A 15906-nucleotide genomic window follows, 5' to 3' on the forward strand; every position below is an offset into this window, starting at 1 on the left:
GGTACTAATAGTTCGATAGGCTTGATCGTTCTCATTACTTATATCCATCAAGGCGCAATCCGAAGGATTGTCGCCATAAGTCGGATGGTCTACCAGCGCTCACGCATGAGCGGCCCCTTCGGGGCCTATGCTCCGCGAGGGCGCCGGACGACCGGCGACGCGCAGTCGCGCTTGCGGGCTTCGCCCGTATGCAAAACGCAAACGTCGCCTTGGCACAAACGCGACGATCTTCGGATCGCGCTTGAACAGCTTCTCGATTTGAACATGCGTTTTGCCGACCTGGTGGTTATGGCGGAGCGGCTGCACCCGATCCCATTCCGAACTCGGCCGTGAAACGCTCCAGCGCTGATGGTACTTCGTCTCAAGACGCGGGAGAGTAGGTCGCTGCCAGGTCTGCAAAGCGCATGTTCAGCTCACTTCCAGATCCACAGGATCCGGATGAAGACAATCTTCTCTCTACGATCTTAAGGCCCGCCAAACGGGATCATGGGCCGCGCAAGCGGCCCTTTCATTTGGCGGCTCTTGAATCCGGTAAGGTCGCACTTACCTCCAAGGACGCAAGCAAACGCTTGCTCGTGTTCGCAAGCAAACGCTTGCTCGTGTTCGCAAGCAAACGCTTGCTCGTAGTCGCAAGCAAACGCTTGCTCGTAGTCGCAAGCAAACGCTTGCTCGTAGTCGCAAGCAAACGCTTGCTCGTAGTTGACGCGGGGTGGAGCAGCCCGGTAGCTCGTCAGGCTCATAACCTGAAGGTCACAGGTTCAAATCCTGTCCCCGCAACCAATTCTATCATAAATCTATAACCGTCCCGGTCTAACCGGGACGGCTTTTTGCGTTTGAAGGGGCAAGCAATTGCCGCGGCGCGCCTGGCGCCGCGTGTGCTCATTTTTCCATAAGTGGGAGCCGCATATTAGGTTCCGCTGATCTTAATTGGACCTTGAACCTTCTTTTTCGGAGAGCGTTGCCATTGGATTCAGGAGGTTTCCGATGGCGCGCTTTCAAATCGAAGAGATCTATGGCGAACGCATCGTTGCCACGACATCTGCAGAGGCACCTGATGCGCTCAGCGCCGCAGAGACCCTGACGGGAAAGGCGATCTCCACCAAGGCGTTGCAAGAGCACTGGTTTCGGGTTGTCGACGAACGCGAAGGCACCGTCCACGAATTCGGCATTGCGGAGGAGCCGCCAAAGGATTTTGCCAAATGATGAACTGCTTCGGCGCAAAGCCCGGCTCGCAGATCGAGGGTGACACAGGATTATGCGAGCCGGGCCTAGCCGCCGACACCTATTCCGGGGGGACGTGGTTCAAACTCGGCGGTAAGTAAAAGTTGTTCGATAATCGCTCGTGCTGCAATGAGGACTGAGGTCCCATTATCCTACCTGCTATGGTCCATTCGGAGCTCGCGAATGCGCCTGTCCCGATACGATCGTACGACCGTCGCCGAAGGTGGCGTGGCGTCGCAGCCCACAGGTCTGCCAGTGCGGATATATCCCAGCTTGGGCGCACTGGACCAGGCGATCGCCCAGTCGGCGCGCTATGATCGGACCAAATATCGCCACCATCAGCCGGCGTGCTCCGACACGGGGCAGGTTGCCCCTATCCAACGATGGAGCGGAACCCGCATGGCTCTCGAGCGCAGAATTAGTTGCCGCGAGCCATGACCACATTGAGCGATCAAACGATCAATGTGGTTTTGCGACCGTTTTTGCCCGGAGCGGTGTCGGCGCCCAAGGGCTGCAGCCAAACACCTTCCCCGGTGGGGCTGCTGTGACCACGGCTGCGCCCGACCGTCGCAGGAACAAAACGCCCTGGCGCCGATTGGTTTTTGAAGGGACCAAACCCGCGGAGGACGGGATGACGGTGGAACTTGTAGTTCTCGAAATGGCGGCTGCCCGGCAGCACGCAAAGCGAGCTGACCAGTCGCTGAAGCAAGCGACGGCCATGCTCGACGATAACCATGGAATCGCTGTGGGGATTGCGCTGTGCTGCCGCATCCGAAACGGGCAAGCGCGCGCGAAGGCGGCCAAGCGTCGCCTGCTGAAGATCGCCCCACCAACAACCGCGCACTGACGAGCAACAACACTCATGCAGATAAGAGTATCGTTAGTCCGCTGATATCGATGCAATGCGCCCACTACCGCGCCTGGGTGATCTACACGAAGCCCTCTTGAAGGCGGTGAAGGAAATCACCGGGAAGGATGCAGAGTTCATCCGCTGGTTGGGGGCGGGTTCGCGTTAGGCCTTGGGGAACGATTGGGCAAACGGTCTTAACCGACGTCGATCCAGGCGGGTGCGTGATCGCTCGGCTTTTCCCATCCACGGGTCTCGACATCGACACCCGCGGCCAGAATGCTCTCCGCAAGGCATGGGCTTACGAGCAGATGGTCCATCCGCAGGCCTGAGCTTCGGTCGTAGCCGCCGCGATAGAAAAAGTTCCAGTAGGTGTATATGCCCTTGTCTGGATTGATCCGACGGATCGCATCGACCCAACCCAGGCCCAGCATGCGGGCATAGGCTTTCCTGCTTTCGGGGAAGAAGACGGCGTCACCCAACCAGCGGCGAGGTACTACGGCATCGATCTCAGTCGGGACGACGTTGAAGTCACCACAAAGCACCGTGCGCTCGCCCAAGAGCGATTTGCTGTAGTCGACGAGACGCTCGAACCAACGAAGCTGGTAATCGAATTTGGGCCCTGGCGCCGGATTGCCGTTAGGGAGGTATATGCAGCCGACGATGAGACCGTCGATCTCCGCCTCGAGATAGCGGCTGTGGGTATCGTCAGGATCGCCCGGTAAGCCGCGACGGCGCTCGACCGGATCCCTGCCACGCGCCAGTATAGCCACGCCATTATAGGATTTCTGGCCATGCCAGATCGCACTGTAGCCGAGGTCCCGAATCGCCTCGAAGGGAAATTTGTCGTCCGACGTTTTCAGTTCCTGAAGGCAGACCACGTCATAGTCGGTCTCGCCAAGCCATTTCAAAAGCACCGGCAGGCGGCCATTGACCCCGTTGACGTTGAAGGTCGCGATCCGGGTCATCCCCTCGATTCCTGCTGGCGTCGCCTGAATATTGCTCTAGCCGGTCCGATAATCACAAATGCTTAGGTGCCCGCTCCTGCCGCGAAGAAATGGCCCCGTCGAGACTTCGACGGGGCCGTATCTTTAGAGCGGTGTGGTTCGGCGAACGCGATCGCGTTCCGCTTCGATGTCATCATAGGGCTCTGCGTTGGCGTGGAACCCTGTCCAGCCGCCGGCCTCGTAAGCGCTACGCCTCTCGTCGAGATTGACGGAACGCTCTCCTCGCAGGATCCGTTCAGCCTCGCCGGCAAGCCGATCATCCACTCTGGCAGTCACCAGACTGCCTCCGCGGCGCACGCCCTCGGCGTAGACATGTGCATCACGTTCCGAAACGCCAGATTCAGTCAGCGCCCCTACTATGCCGCCTGCGGCTCCGCCCACCACAGCGCCGCCAACCGCGCCGACAGCCGTAGCAGCGAGCCAGCCTGCGGCCACAACGGGCCCGACACCGGGGATCGCCATGATCCCGAGCCCCGTGAGCAGGCCGCCCGCGCCGCCGACGAGCGCTCCCAGGCCGGCACCAGCGGCGGCATCTTCGCCGGCTTCTGAAGTCTCGTCCTGTCGATACCAATTGTCGGAATTGTTGGCCACGATGCTGATGTCGTCTCGCGGCACGCCAATGGCTTCCAATTCGCTCACGGCGTCGGAGGCGTCCTGATAGTCATCGAAAAGTCCGGTGACAGTGGTCATTGTTTCACTCCATTTCTGAGTTCGGTTATTGAGCGCCGGCAACCACGTTGCCTTGGAAATCGAGCGCTACGGTCACCTGCTTTCCGTCTTTCTGGGCGGTGCCGCGCCAGATGCCTTGGTCGTCCTTCGTCAGCGCGCTGACATTGGAGAAGCCGGCATCCTGAATCCGCGATTTCGCCTGCGCTTCGGTGAAGCTGTTGGCGCCAGGCACGGGCGCGGCCCGATTATTGGTGTCGCTCGTGGACACCGCGGGCGTCGTCGAGCTCGTCGTGGAAGACTTGTCGCTGGTGCCGGATGCGATCTTTTCGATCATTTCCTGATGCATTTTGAGCGTCGGCAACGTCTGCTGCGCGAATGTCTTGAGCTGAGCATTGTCGCCGTCCTTGGCGTAGCCTTCGAACAGCTTCACAGCGTCAGCATGTGCGTCGCGCTGCATCTGCACGTAAGACTTGTCGAATGCGTCCTTGCCGGTGTTCAGGGTGTCGAGTTCGCTCTTGTGCGCGGCGTCCGTCTGGGCAGGCACCTTCAGTTTCTGCTCGCCGGCGATCGTCTCCAGCTTGGCGTTTGCCGCGCCGTGATCGTCGATCATCTTCTGCGCGAAATCTTTGACTGCCTCATCTTGAGCCTTGCCTTGTGCGATCTTGCTCGACTCGACCTCGAACATGCCTCCGGCGGCGGCCTTGTCGACGAAGTCCTGAGCTTTATCGGCGGCATAGGACGGCACGGCAAATGTCAGGACCGCGCAGGTGGACAGCGCTGTCATTAGAAGGCGGTGTTTCATCGATAAGTTCCTTGCTGAATGGGTGTCACTCAACAAGCGCCAGACCCCTTTGTTCCGGCCGCCACACGATTTCGGGTTGGTGGCGAGAGCGCCTCTTTCACCGGCGGCGACATTCGGACCGGCTGTGTGGACGAGGCGGGTTCCTCGCGGGCGGGCCCGTCTGCCGCGCGTCTGAGGAAGCTGCTGCGCTCTGCATCATGCTGTCGCCGGTATCGACAGGCTCTTGCTGATCCGGTGCAACTGCTCGCGATGCTGGCGATCCGATTGCCGGCTGCGGCTCTGGCTTCCCTGATCACGGCCTATTGGTCCGATATCTGGCGCGTGCTGCGGGGCGGCTAAGCACGCACCGAAGCTATGTGATCTCGTAATAGAAATCGCAAATCAAATCGGCGACTTTCGCCGCTTCGAAGTCGGTCATGTGCGCCGCGTTCTCTACGGCGACCTGACACTCTGATGACAAGAGCAAGATTCGCGACAGCTGTATGCTTGGTTTTTACATGCCTTGCGCCCGCCTTTGGGGCGGCGGATCTGATGGAAGAATTTAGCTACGAGGCCCAGATCACGGCATGGGAAATGCGAACCGGCGAGGTGGTGGCGCCGTCAGCACGCAAGGCGGTCCTGAGGGCTATCGCGACGAACTTCAGTGCGACAGCGACCTACGCCGGTATGGATGTGAAGAGCACTTCGAAGGTCGCGGAAGCAATCCAGGACGCTGGCGACTTTTCCGTAAAGCCGCGGGGAATGATAGCGAAGGCGAAGTGCGATTTGCCTAGTACGATTCCAACCAATTCGCCACTGTCGCCAGCACACTCAAACCAGAGCTCGTCTCGTTGCAGATCGAAAGAATGCCCTCCATAACGATCGTAGTCGACCCGGTTCCACCGGTTGACTACCTTGTCCAGATCAACGGGGACCCGGTTCGGGTCAATAATGAGGGCCGATACAGGGTCGACGCCGGCGACGTGGTCGTTCGGGTAACTCGAGCGTCGCGCCAAGATTGTCTCTGGAAGGGAAACCCTCAGGCCGGAGCCGTGCCACAGGTGGCGTGCAAGCTTTGAGTCCGAGCGATGCTCGCGCCGGGTGTCCGTGTCCCCGCAACCAATTTTATCATAAATCAATAACCGTCCCGGTCTAACCGGGACGGTTTTGCGTTAAGGCCTATTCGACGTTCAGGATGGCTGAGGTACCGCTCGATCACCCCGGCCTCGGGCGTGATCGCGGGTCGATACGCTGGGTGAGCCTGTCGCGAGCAACAGGTTCGGACGGGGTATGTCGTCACCTAAGCCGCTTCACATAAACATCGTCCGCATTGTGTGCCTGTCTACGGATCGTCAAGTTGCCCAAGGCCGCCGGTCGGCACTGCGCCTGATAGCAGACATTGGGGCGGCAAGTTCGTATGCCACGTTCGCGCCCACCTAACCCTCTGCCCGGCCTCTATGGCGGTTGCAGCTTTCGCCGCGCTTCGGCCGTGAGATGCATTACCTGTCGTGGCGTAGGCATCAGAGGGCTGCAGCCACTAGCGTCGCGACGGCGGCGAGAAATTCATCGCCGCCAGTGCGACTACACTGATTTGTATCTTGCCCGATATGCATCCAGGTAATCCGCATCCTGGCATATACAGCGCTCCTGACGATCCTTTGCTCTGCGCTCCGTAATCACGTCAGAGGGCATTTTGCGGAGCAAGTTTAGCTTCGCGGTTGTCCAGCTGGGAGCATCCCTGTGGGCGGAGCGTTTGACGATTTCTGCGGCGAGCATGATGCCTGCCATCGCCGACTGGAAGGCCATCGGGACCTCCACACGTACCGGCTTACCGCCTCCGGTTAGCTCGAAAACCACGCCTCCACAAATTGCAGCCTGATAGAGGCCTCGCAGCGGCTGGCCAACAAACGGCAGTAGAGGCTCAAGAGGGACCATCAGGCGGCTTGCGATCTCCCGCATCAATTCCACGCTGACGGGGGCGCCACTGTGTAGCATGGGCCGCACGACGTCCATTTTCCGGTCCTCGAGGCTAAGTGCCTGAGCAATGACCTGGTCTTCATCCGGAACGGATCCGGTAGGTAAATAGAGGCACGCGAGGCAGGCTAGTTCGCCATCTAGGTGATGATGCGACACGCCAAGATCCCCCCGCTGCGTCCAGCTGTTGATGGTCCATCGAGGCAGGGCAGCCTGTACCGCGATGCGGTCAGCCGCCGTATCCAGCGCGATCGCGACGTGCTGCAGCGAGTGTGACCCCGCTAGGGACTGCCATTTGTAAGGGTGATCCTGGAGCGACAAGCCACGTTGAGACGTCAGATGACGACGGGCAAGCTTAACCTTGCTGCCGCCGATGTCCTTCTCCAATGCCAACACGTAGCGCTGCAGATTGCCTTGGTCGACCTCCTCGTCGTCGACAAGCCCCAACTGCCCCTGGAGGCCGGATACCCGCGCAAGGGCCCAAACAGCGCCATTGCCGATTGCTCCTAATCCCAGCAGGAAGATGGTATCGAGGACCGTGTTCGTCTCAAGCGGCGGGTTAGCATCGGATCCGGGGGCGTAGTCAAACAACGAGAACGAGACTGCGCTGTCCACCGTCGCCCCGCTGATCTGCTCGTTAAATATCAAGCGGAACAAATTTGATGCTGCGATGCACGACGCAGCACCTGCGCCGAAACTGTTGCTACTGCAGCCGGAGCCAACCGGCTGTACGGTGGAGAATTTCGCAAGCCAGCCGTCAGACCCCAAGAACATCCGAGAGCAATCTACATCCGGAGCCGTCGAGCCGACAACGAGGCACTGCGAAAGCGCCGCCAGGCGCGGCCGGACTATATCGATCTGTCCGTTTATGGAGCGCGCCAGCGAGCTGAGGCTACGCGCCAACTTCGTCGCCTCGTCGCCCTCCGGCAGAAAGCAGATATTGGGGTAAAGCCGGGCTACCAGCCGGACCAGAAGATCAAGCGATGCCCTGCCCTCGCTGGAGCAGGCGGTTTCGTCAAAGGCAATTCCGATCACCAGCCCGTTGAGTAGCTGCTCGAAATTCTTTGTCTGGAACCCCTGTAGCACTTGCGAGGCCGCGGTTGCGGCACGGCCGAAATAGGTTGCGAGCGCCATGCTAGGTCAATCCACTATTTCAATGAGACGGCTAACAACCGCGGCAGGCACGGGGAGCCAGTTCCCGGCGCTGTTAAGCCGATAGACGACAGTCTGGGACAAATCCGCCGGCCCTCTCGCGAAGTCCGGAACGACCAGGGAAAGTGAGCCGACCGTCGTTGCTAACGCATTATCGTCGTCGGTGTCCGAGTGGTATGCATCCGTGGGGTGGCTGTGAATCTGCGCAAGTATGCGTAGACCATTATCGAACAGCCAAACATTGATGCGGTGCAACTCGGGCCCGTCGACAAACACGCCGACCCCGGTAGGTCCACGAATAAGCCTCTGCTCGGGAACGAGTGCTCGTTCCACCGTGGCGACGCCCTCTCCCACGCGACCGACCCAAAGGCCTAAACCTTCATATCCGGATCTCCCTACCTCCACCAAATACGCGTGCACATCGTCGACGGCAGCCCGCGGGACAATAAATTTCTCGGCAGCAGCAAGGCTGCTGCTTACCGTGGAAACGCTGCCAGGTTGACCTGGTACCCGGTAAAGACGATCTGCTGAATTTGATAGTTCAACGCCTGGATTGGATTGATCGCGCTGGCCCAGACGTGCTCCAGAATAAAATGCAAGGAGCCTTCTCCAGAGCGACGATGCAAAAGCCATGAGTCACCTGTGTGGGCTGGGTGGTTGTGATATTCGCGCACCCCGGGCAAACATAGGAACGGGACATCATCAGGGTTGTGCGCCTGCAGCAACGGCTGAACCGCCAACCGCTGTTGCTGTGCCATAGCGGTTATCGTTTCCTGCGTAGCATTTTCGACGCCGCTTAAGCGCAACATCTGAAAAGTCAGGCTCTTCATGGGCAGTGCCTCCCTAGTGCCTGGATCAACAAACGTGACCGATGGGGGCACGAGGTCGTAGTTGGTGAAGTCCAACTGCACCGCGCAAACCAAGGTTTGAGGCCTCACCTTAAGGGCGGCGAACAGAACCAGCACCGTTGGGAAATCCGCCTCGACGAGAAACCAGCCTCGCCGACGGTATGTGTCCTCAAGCTTTCTGTACTGCGCGACCTCGCGATCAAACTTACGTCTGGAAACCGCCTCGTCGACGAACTGGCCTTCGATCAACCTGCTGCACCGGCCTTGAGGCTCAGGAACAACTTCTGGCCCCCACTGATCCCAAGGTCCTCGATCTTCTTGCTTGCATCTAGGACAACTCCTGCCTCGTCCTTCAGCTCCCAGTTCTCCGGCGGCTGGCCGACGTTCCCGGACTCAGCTAGCGCCTTAGCGATAACTGTATGCAACGGCGAATTGACATTGGCTTCCACAGCCACTGGCTCACCATTGACAACGATAGTCAGAGTTAATTTGTGTTTGGGGCCGGCCGTCGGTGCCGCTGTTTCAGGTGAACTTTTCGGGGACTTTGCCATATTCTAACCGTCCATGTTAAGGTTCCTCTATTACTATCACAGTGCCTACCTCTGGGCCTACGGTAAACTTTCCTCCGTCAATGCCACGCTTTGCGTATGTCCGCTTTGGCCCAGAAGCTGCTGCGACGTGAGTGGGGCCTGAACGGCCTCAAAGCGGACGTCAGACAGTTCTACGATTGGCCGTCGAACGGGGGTTATCGGGATCTTCGACCTTCTGTGTCGCCGTCCCAGTCAAATTCGAAATGCGCGCTCTTCTGAAAGAAGCTGGCATGCCTGGTCCGACATAGTCCGCCCCTTGGCTCAAGCATCTATGGGGGTTCGAGCCGGTAGAGGGCTACCGCCAATACAGCGCTGTAACCGAGTTCCTCTGTTGAAGGGACTTCGCAAGCGAGGTCAACAGGTTCAATGTCAGCTCAAGAACTGATTTTGCTTCCTCCGCGATGATGCTCAAGGCTTTGGAAAGAAGCTCGGCTCAGGTCGATGCGGCGTCAGTCCTTCAGGGTGTTTTGGAAGGACTTGAAGGCGGTAGCCGCAGGCTTGGCGGTGAGCTGTTCCTGAAACTTGGCGAAGTCAGCGACTTCCCAGTGCTCCGCGAGTTTGCCGTCGGCGATCCGGTAGAACTGGAAGGCCGCGAAATCGACGCGGTTCCCTGTTGCCTTGACCTCCCCGAAATCATTCACCTGCGTGCCGCTGACGCGGTTCATCACCGCCACCCGATCGCCTTCGCCGATGATCTGCTCGATGCTCCATGTGAAGTCCGGGAAACTGGCCTTCAGCCCCTGGAGGTAGCTCCGGATGACTTCGATCCCTGACGCTTGCCCCTCGAGCTTGTCGCCGTAATCGTCCGACACAAGGTCGGCGAGTTGACCGAGGTCGCCGGAATTGAACATCTCGAAATAGCGACGCACGACGGCTTTGTTTGCTTCGGTGTCTGACATCAGCGGATCCTTCCTGGACGGTGAGGCGGCTAAGCGCTTTGTGGATTTAAGATATGTTTCGCCGAGGCATCGCCTGCGGCGACCGCCTCATAAGCCTTCACCACATCATTCAGCGGCCATGTCTTGACTGGCGACGGTCGCAACGCGCCGCTCTCGAAACCCAGCCGAAGCGCATTCAGGATGGCCGCGATTTCGACGCCTGTGAGCTTGGCGGTGTCAACACCGATCAAGCGTTGCCGGTTGTGATAGAAATCCATCAGATCGAATTCGACGCGGCGCGAACCGACGCTTGTGATCGCCACCTGGCGGCCGCCCAGACCCATCGACTTCATCGCTGGCTCGAAGACCGGCCCGCCGACGGCGTCCAGCACAAGATTCACACCTTTGTTGTCGGTCAGCGCCGCCACCATGGCGGGCAGATCCTTGGTCTTCGTGTTGATGAAGACATCCGCTTCAGAATCCTGGCTCATGTTGATGTCGGCACCGATCACGCGAGCCTTCTTCCAGTGCGCTATCTGGGTCGCGGCGCGGCCAACGGCGCCGGACGCGCCGGTGATGAGCACCGTTTCGCCGGCCCGGATATCACCTGCGACGACAAGCGCGGACCACGCCGTGACAAAGGGGACGCCGACGGTGGCGGCCTGTTCCACCGACAGGTTCGCCGGTATTTGCGAAAGCCAATCTTCCGGCACGGCGACGAACTGGGCGTGGGAGCCGTCGCGGTCGATGCCGAAACCGGCGCCGTTGCCCCACACCGACTTGCCTGCCCAAGGGCTCGAAGCTGTCACGACCGTCCCGGCGAAGTCCCGGCCAGGCGTGCGCGGCAGCGTCGGATTGAACACGCCCGAAACAAACTTCACGTCGCTGGGATTGATCGCGGAAGCGCCAACCTTTACCAACGCTTCGCCGGCACGCGGGACGGGCTTTGCGATCTCCTGAACGCTCAGGACCGAGGGAGGTCCAAAGGCGGAGAAACGAACGGCGCGCATCGTCGTCATCACCAGTCTCCAGACATGAGAACCTTCACCGGGCTACCCGCCGATGCGGATTGAAGAGCGATCGAAGGCCAGAGGTTATGCGGCAGTAACCATGAGGTCCGAAAGGTGAAGCCAGCGGCAGCCAGCTGCGGGCTTCACCGTGCTGTCAGGCTCCGCCGTGCGAGCCGAGGAGTTGCCACTCCCACGCCAAGCTGGTGCCGGTCGCTCCACCGTGATCCAGGAGCACCTGCGCCAACGCCGGAACGGTCGATTCCCGCGCCCAATCGCGCTGGAGTTCCGATGCGAACACTATCCAGGTTAGCGGCACGCCGCCGGCCTGGATCATCCGTTGAACGCCGCGATCATGCGCTTCGGTGCTGACGCCGCCGGAAGCGTCGGTCACAAAATAGACCTCCCAGCCTTCGCCAAGCGCCTGGATAACGGGGAAAGCGAGGCATATTTCGGTCCAGAGGCCAGCGATGACGACTTTCTTCCTGCCGGTCTTCTTCACCCAGTCGACGCAGGCCTTGTCTTCCCAGGTGTTGATAGTGGTCCGGTCGATCGGCACCTGATCGGGAAACACGTCCTGGATCGCCTTGAGAAGCTCGCCACCGCGATCCTTGATCACCGTTGTCAGAAGTGTCGGGACATTGAACGCCTTGGCCACCTTCGCGAGAGCAACCGTGTTGTTGATCATGATTTGCGGGTCGATGTTTCGAACACCCGCAACCTGGAACGCCTGATGATCGATGAGCACAAGGACGCAATTTTCGGGCGTCAACATCGCCTCAAGACCAACCTTGGGGAATACTGCAGCGGCCATGTAATTTCCTTTTGTTGTTTTCGCAGACGGCCTGCGCCCATCTGCATGATGGTTTGATCTTCAAATCAAGTGATCGAATATCTGGTTAGTACGGGCTCAGATTTGACCGTAATCGCCTGAGGCGAACAGCCAGATACGGTCGCGCGTAGCGTTCGATGCGATCGACAAGCGATCACGAGGCGTGCGACCGTCGGACCTACCGTTGGCTTGCACTGCTTGAGAGGAGCGGTCTCGCGGCGAGGCCGTTGCCACGGTGAAAGGCCGATGGCTTGGGCGGTCCGATGAAGAAAGGGACCTTTGGCCATGGCAGGGAGATGCTTCCCTAAGACCGCTGGAGTGGGCGGCGCCCTAGCTCGCTGTTCTTGGGTTCATTGCTCAATTTGACGTCGGTTCGCCCGTGAATGTCGCGGCTTTCGATTTGTACTGCGCCGCGAGGGGCGGAGGCATCGACAACAATGGGCGCGGCTGCATCTGTTGATGCAAAGGTGCCACCGTTCATGCCGTGGGATTGCCATTCGAACTGGTTGATCAGGAAAGAGGCGGCCGGGCCTGGAGGCATGTCCGTCCGGTGGATCGCAAAGAAGCGATAGTGACCGCCCTTGAAGTCCGGCATGTCCAGCAGAACAAGCTTTCCGCATGCGAGATCTTCGCGGACCATGGGTTCTGGCATCGTCCCCCAGCCAATACCCTCCCGAAGCAGCATATGCTTTGTGGTCAGGTCGGCGACGCGCCAGGTGTGAGTGCCCATGACGCCCAAGTCCTCACCGGCAGTGCGCGACGTCCGATCGGTAAGGACCAATTGGACATGGTGTCGCCCCGCTCCGAGGCCATTTACCTGGGACGCCAGGGGGTGGTCGGGCGCGGCGACTGGAACCAGATGGACACTTCCGACGCCGATCCGCTCCAGTCCGTCGATTTCCACGTCGGGCGGCCCGCGAACGCCAATCATCGATGTGCGATCAAGGACGAGCTGCGTCACGGCACCCAATGCTTCAGCCCTCAACTTGAGCGGGACGGTGGGAAATTCATCCCTAAAACTCTTGAGCGCGGCAACGATGCGCGACGCCGGCAGCATCACGTCAAGGGCGACGTGAACCTCCGGTTCTAGGCCTTGACGGAGACCCTTGGCCTTCGCACGCAATCGATTGAAGCCCAGGGCGACATTGCGCGCTTCCGAAAGCAGCGCTCTGCCGTCGTCGGTGAGCCGGGGTCGGCGAGTGGAATCCCTTTCGAAAAGCGTGACGCCAAGCTGCGCTTCCAGATTGGTGATCGTGTAGCTGATAACCGAAGTGGCCCGGTTGAGCTGGCGCGCCGCGCCCGCGAAACTTCCAACATCGATCACTGTTAGAAAAACTCGCAACTGATCGAACGTTGGCGTGCCGGGATCAGACATACCGATTTCCTCGAATAGGCGACTCGAAATTATACAAGTTTCGTACCCTAGGTCAGCAGCGCTAACATACGCAACAGACCACTCCAACGTTCGAGGGACCGAGCAAAATGACCTACGCGATAATCGGATCTGGCGCCATCGGCCATGCCATCGCAACGCAGTTCGCGCGCCAAGGCATCGATGTAATGGTGGCCAACAGCCGAGGACCGTCCTCGCTCGCCGAGATGGCACGTGCGCTTGGTCCCAATATGAGGCCTGCCACCATCGGTGACGCGGCGCACGCGGACGTGGTGATCCTGGCGATTCCCTTTGGAGCCATTCCGGCGTTTGTCGTGAACGCGAGTGCCGCGGGCGCAAACTGGAACAATCGTGTGGTGATCGACGCGAGCAACGCGGTCGACTTTCCGTCGTTCAAGCCTGCCGACCTGGGCGGCCGGCTTTCAACCGAGATCGTCGCGAAGGCGTTTCCTGGCGCCCGTGTCGTGAAGGCCTTCAATACGGTCCCCGCCGCAAAACTGGAAGCGCCGCCAGCACAGGCGGGTGGACGACGCGTTGTGGCCTTGTCTGGTGATGACGGCAGCGCCAGGTCCCAGGTTGCAACTCTCATCGAGCGGCTCGGCTATGCAGCGCTTGACCTCGGCACGCTGCGGCAGGCCAGCCATCTGCAGCAGTTTGGCGGCACCTTAGTGGCTCAGGACCTGATCAAGCTAGCCTGATCCGGCCATACACCGAACAATGCCGCTGGCAGCAAACGGTGAAAGCCATTGCTGCGAGAATGAAGCTTTTGGCAGGAGACGCATCATGTTGAATGATTTCGATGGCAAGGTGGTGTTGGTGACCGGTGTCGGATCGGGCATAGGTCAGGAGGCCGCCTTGGCGTTCGCCGCACGCGGAGCCCTTGTCTTTGGCGCGGATATCAATGAGAAGGGCCTCACCGAGACTCGGGCTCTCGTCGAAAAGGCGGGCGGTAAAGTGCAGGTCGCCCGAGTCGACGTCTCGTCGGAGGAGGATGTCGCGGTATTTCTGTCGCGCATCGCCACCGAGGCGGGTCGGCTGGACGCCGCCTTCAACAACGCCGGGATCACAGGCGGCGCGCATCGGATCGAAGACTATCCGACGGATGATTTCGACAGAGTTTTGCGCACCAACCTGCGCAGCGTCTTTCTGTGCATGAAGCATGAGCTTCCGCTTCTAAAGCGCAGCGGTGGTGGTGTGATCTGCAACACCGCCTCCGTTGCGGCACTGACCGGCCCCGGCGGAATGTCTGCCTACGCAGCGTCAAAACATGGCGTCCACGGGCTGACACGGGTCGCGGCGATGGAGAACGCTGCACATGGGATTCGAGTGAATGCCTTGGCGCCGGGGTGGACCGAGACCCCAATGGTCCTAACGGCGAGCGCCCAGAATCCGTCTTTTGCGGCACAGACGACGAACGCCATTCCCGCCAAACGAGGCGGTAAACCGAGCGAAATCGCGGAAGCCGCTGTTTGGCTCTGCTCAACCGCGTCGAGCTATGTGTTTGGCCAGATGCTGGTTGTCGACGGAGGCATGACCATCGGCGGCTTCGAGTACTGATCACTGGTCTTGACCCTGTGTCCCCGCTCCGCCTCTTACGTCGCTGCGTTTCTTGATCGCACGAACCTGTTGCCGTGACCAAGAGTCCCTCGCCGCCGAGACGGCGATGTTTCGGGAGAGGCGAGGACGCATCTGCTCGATCGTATCCACCGTGTCGGTTTTTGGTTGACCGGGACCTGAGATAATCCTTCCCCTTTCGGGGGAGCGGTGGTGGCGGGAGAGGGATACCGTCAATACAGTGCGGCCACTGAATTCGTTTGCTAACCCGATTGACCGCTCAAATGCTGATGTTCGCAGGGATATCCCCGAACCTCATTGTTCTCCCTGGCGTCCTGTTGGGCTGGGATTCTTGGAAGCTTTCCGAACTTTTTGGTTGCGTCCCAGCCCGAATTACATGAGCTGATGGGAGAAGTTCGTATATCGGATTCGGCTTAGGAAAGATTCGACGAGACATCGCGGTTTGGAACCAACGTTTGTCGGCGTCGCCCTGGAAGGCCCACGTCCGAATTCCAATGGGGGCAAGCGTGCGTGGCAGATACCAGTGCTATCGCCGCCACCATAACTTCTCCGACTTTCATGCTTGTCCTCCAGATCAGATGCAGCGTTTTCACGCCTCGATGGTCTGCTACTTGTGGTCTTTGAGGGCGCAGAACCTGACGCTGATCATCTTAGGTGAACGCCGACAATGGCCTCCGCAATTGTTCGGCTGAGTTGGCGGATTTGCCGCCGTCTTTACGGCGGACGGTCACATCACAGGTTACTGATTGTGCGAAAGGATCATTTGGCGTGCAATCTGCATGGTGCCGCGTTCGGTTGGCACGTGTGTCAGTTGGCATCCGACGCGAAAGTGCCTGTTGCTTTGGACGAAAGGCTGGACCCACGGCGCATTCTTGCTGAAGAATACCAAGTCTTCGGCTGAGCGGACGATCAGCCGGTTGATATGCAAGACCTCCTGCCTAGTCGGGATTCTGCGCTTTAGCCGGAATGATTTGAAGTCCTAGTCAGCGCTGCGCCTGTCCAGGTCAAAATTCGGCCAAGGGAAATTGCCAAAAACTGCCACCTGTATCGTGATGTTGGCGATGCCGATCGCCTGCGGTACTTCTCGTCGATGTTCAACTGGATCGCCCCTGAGTCGAGCAGGTCGCTAAAG

General features: G+C 59.5%; 13 protein-coding genes, 1 tRNA gene, 1 rRNA gene and 1 pseudogene. 6 read left to right on the forward strand and 10 right to left on the reverse strand.

Annotated features, from left to right (window positions below):
* Positions 1-278 precede the first annotated feature (278 nt).
* The 4 genes from rrf to LB529_RS16855 all read left to right on the forward strand — a co-directional run bounded on the left by rrf (position 279) and on the right by LB529_RS16855 (position 2068).
* Positions 279-393, forward strand: a 5S ribosomal RNA gene (rrf, locus tag LB529_RS16835).
* Positions 394-703: 310 nt separating this feature from the next.
* Positions 704-780: transfer RNA gene (locus tag LB529_RS16840), tRNA-Met, on the forward strand.
* A gap of 204 nt (positions 781-984) precedes the next feature.
* On the forward strand, positions 985-1203 hold the full coding sequence (locus LB529_RS16845) for a hypothetical protein (RefSeq protein WP_224611434.1): 219 nt from the start codon (positions 985-987) through the stop codon (positions 1201-1203).
* 649 nt (positions 1204-1852) lie between these two features.
* The gene (locus LB529_RS16855) at positions 1853-2068 is read left to right on the forward strand and encodes a hypothetical protein (RefSeq protein WP_140859725.1); all 216 of its coding nucleotides are present in this window, start codon (positions 1853-1855) and stop codon (positions 2066-2068) included.
* A 197-nt stretch (positions 2069-2265) separates the two neighbouring features.
* Here the strand turns inward: LB529_RS16855 and xth are convergent, their stop codons facing one another.
* From xth to LB529_RS16910, 10 genes and pseudogenes are all read right to left on the reverse strand, one after another.
* Entirely contained in the window at positions 2266-3036 is a 771-nt protein-coding gene (gene xth, locus LB529_RS16860; protein ID WP_224711717.1) for an exodeoxyribonuclease III, read from the reverse strand.
* 123 nt (positions 3037-3159) lie between these two features.
* Positions 3160-3765 (reverse strand): general stress protein, encoded by a 606-nt coding sequence (locus LB529_RS16865; RefSeq protein ID WP_224711718.1) that lies wholly within the window; start codon positions 3763-3765, stop codon positions 3160-3162.
* 25 nt (positions 3766-3790) lie between these two features.
* Positions 3791-4546: a DUF4142 domain-containing protein gene (locus LB529_RS16870; protein ID WP_224711829.1), complete on the reverse strand. Its 756-nt coding sequence runs from the start codon at positions 4544-4546 to the stop codon at positions 3791-3793.
* 1560 nt (positions 4547-6106) lie between these two features.
* Entirely contained in the window at positions 6107-7633 is a 1527-nt protein-coding gene (locus tag LB529_RS16875) for an E2 ligase fold family C protein (protein ID WP_224711719.1), read from the reverse strand.
* A gap of 494 nt (positions 7634-8127) precedes the next feature.
* The gene (locus LB529_RS16885; RefSeq protein WP_224711720.1) at positions 8128-8748 is read right to left on the reverse strand and encodes a putative metal-binding protein; all 621 of its coding nucleotides are present in this window, start codon (positions 8746-8748) and stop codon (positions 8128-8130) included.
* Positions 8745-9050 (reverse strand): DUF2604 domain-containing protein, encoded by a 306-nt coding sequence (locus tag LB529_RS16890; protein WP_224711721.1) that lies wholly within the window; start codon positions 9048-9050, stop codon positions 8745-8747. Before LB529_RS16890 ends, LB529_RS16885 begins: the two co-directional genes overlap by 4 nt.
* A gap of 488 nt (positions 9051-9538) precedes the next feature.
* Positions 9539-9988, reverse strand: a complete 450-nt coding sequence (locus LB529_RS16895) for an ester cyclase (protein ID WP_224711722.1) — start codon at positions 9986-9988, stop codon at positions 9539-9541.
* Between the two features lie 29 nt (positions 9989-10017).
* Positions 10018-10986 carry a zinc-binding alcohol dehydrogenase family protein gene (locus LB529_RS16900; RefSeq protein WP_224711723.1) on the reverse strand — a complete coding sequence of 323 codons (969 nt, stop codon included), beginning with the start codon at positions 10984-10986 and terminating at the stop codon, positions 10018-10020.
* Positions 10987-11131: 145 nt separating this feature from the next.
* The gene (locus tag LB529_RS16905) at positions 11132-11788 is read right to left on the reverse strand and encodes a hydrolase (RefSeq protein ID WP_140607946.1); all 657 of its coding nucleotides are present in this window, start codon (positions 11786-11788) and stop codon (positions 11132-11134) included.
* 508 nt (positions 11789-12296) lie between these two features.
* Positions 12297-13181 (reverse strand): annotated as a pseudogene (locus LB529_RS16910) (LysR family transcriptional regulator); the annotation flags it as partial.
* Positions 13182-13288: 107 nt separating this feature from the next.
* Between LB529_RS16910 and LB529_RS16915 the strand changes: the two are divergent.
* Complete coding sequence (locus LB529_RS16915; protein ID WP_224711724.1) at positions 13289-13897, forward strand: NADPH-dependent F420 reductase; 609 nt, start codon at positions 13289-13291, stop codon at positions 13895-13897.
* An 85-nt stretch (positions 13898-13982) separates the two neighbouring features.
* A complete protein-coding gene (locus tag LB529_RS16920; RefSeq protein ID WP_224711725.1) occupies positions 13983-14756 on the forward strand; it encodes an SDR family NAD(P)-dependent oxidoreductase in 774 nt (257 codons plus the stop codon).
* The last annotated feature ends 1150 nt before the right edge of the window (positions 14757-15906 follow it).

Source organism: Mesorhizobium sp. CA5 (assembly GCF_020165105.1).
In the GTDB taxonomy this organism is placed as follows: domain Bacteria; phylum Pseudomonadota; class Alphaproteobacteria; order Rhizobiales; family Rhizobiaceae; genus Mesorhizobium.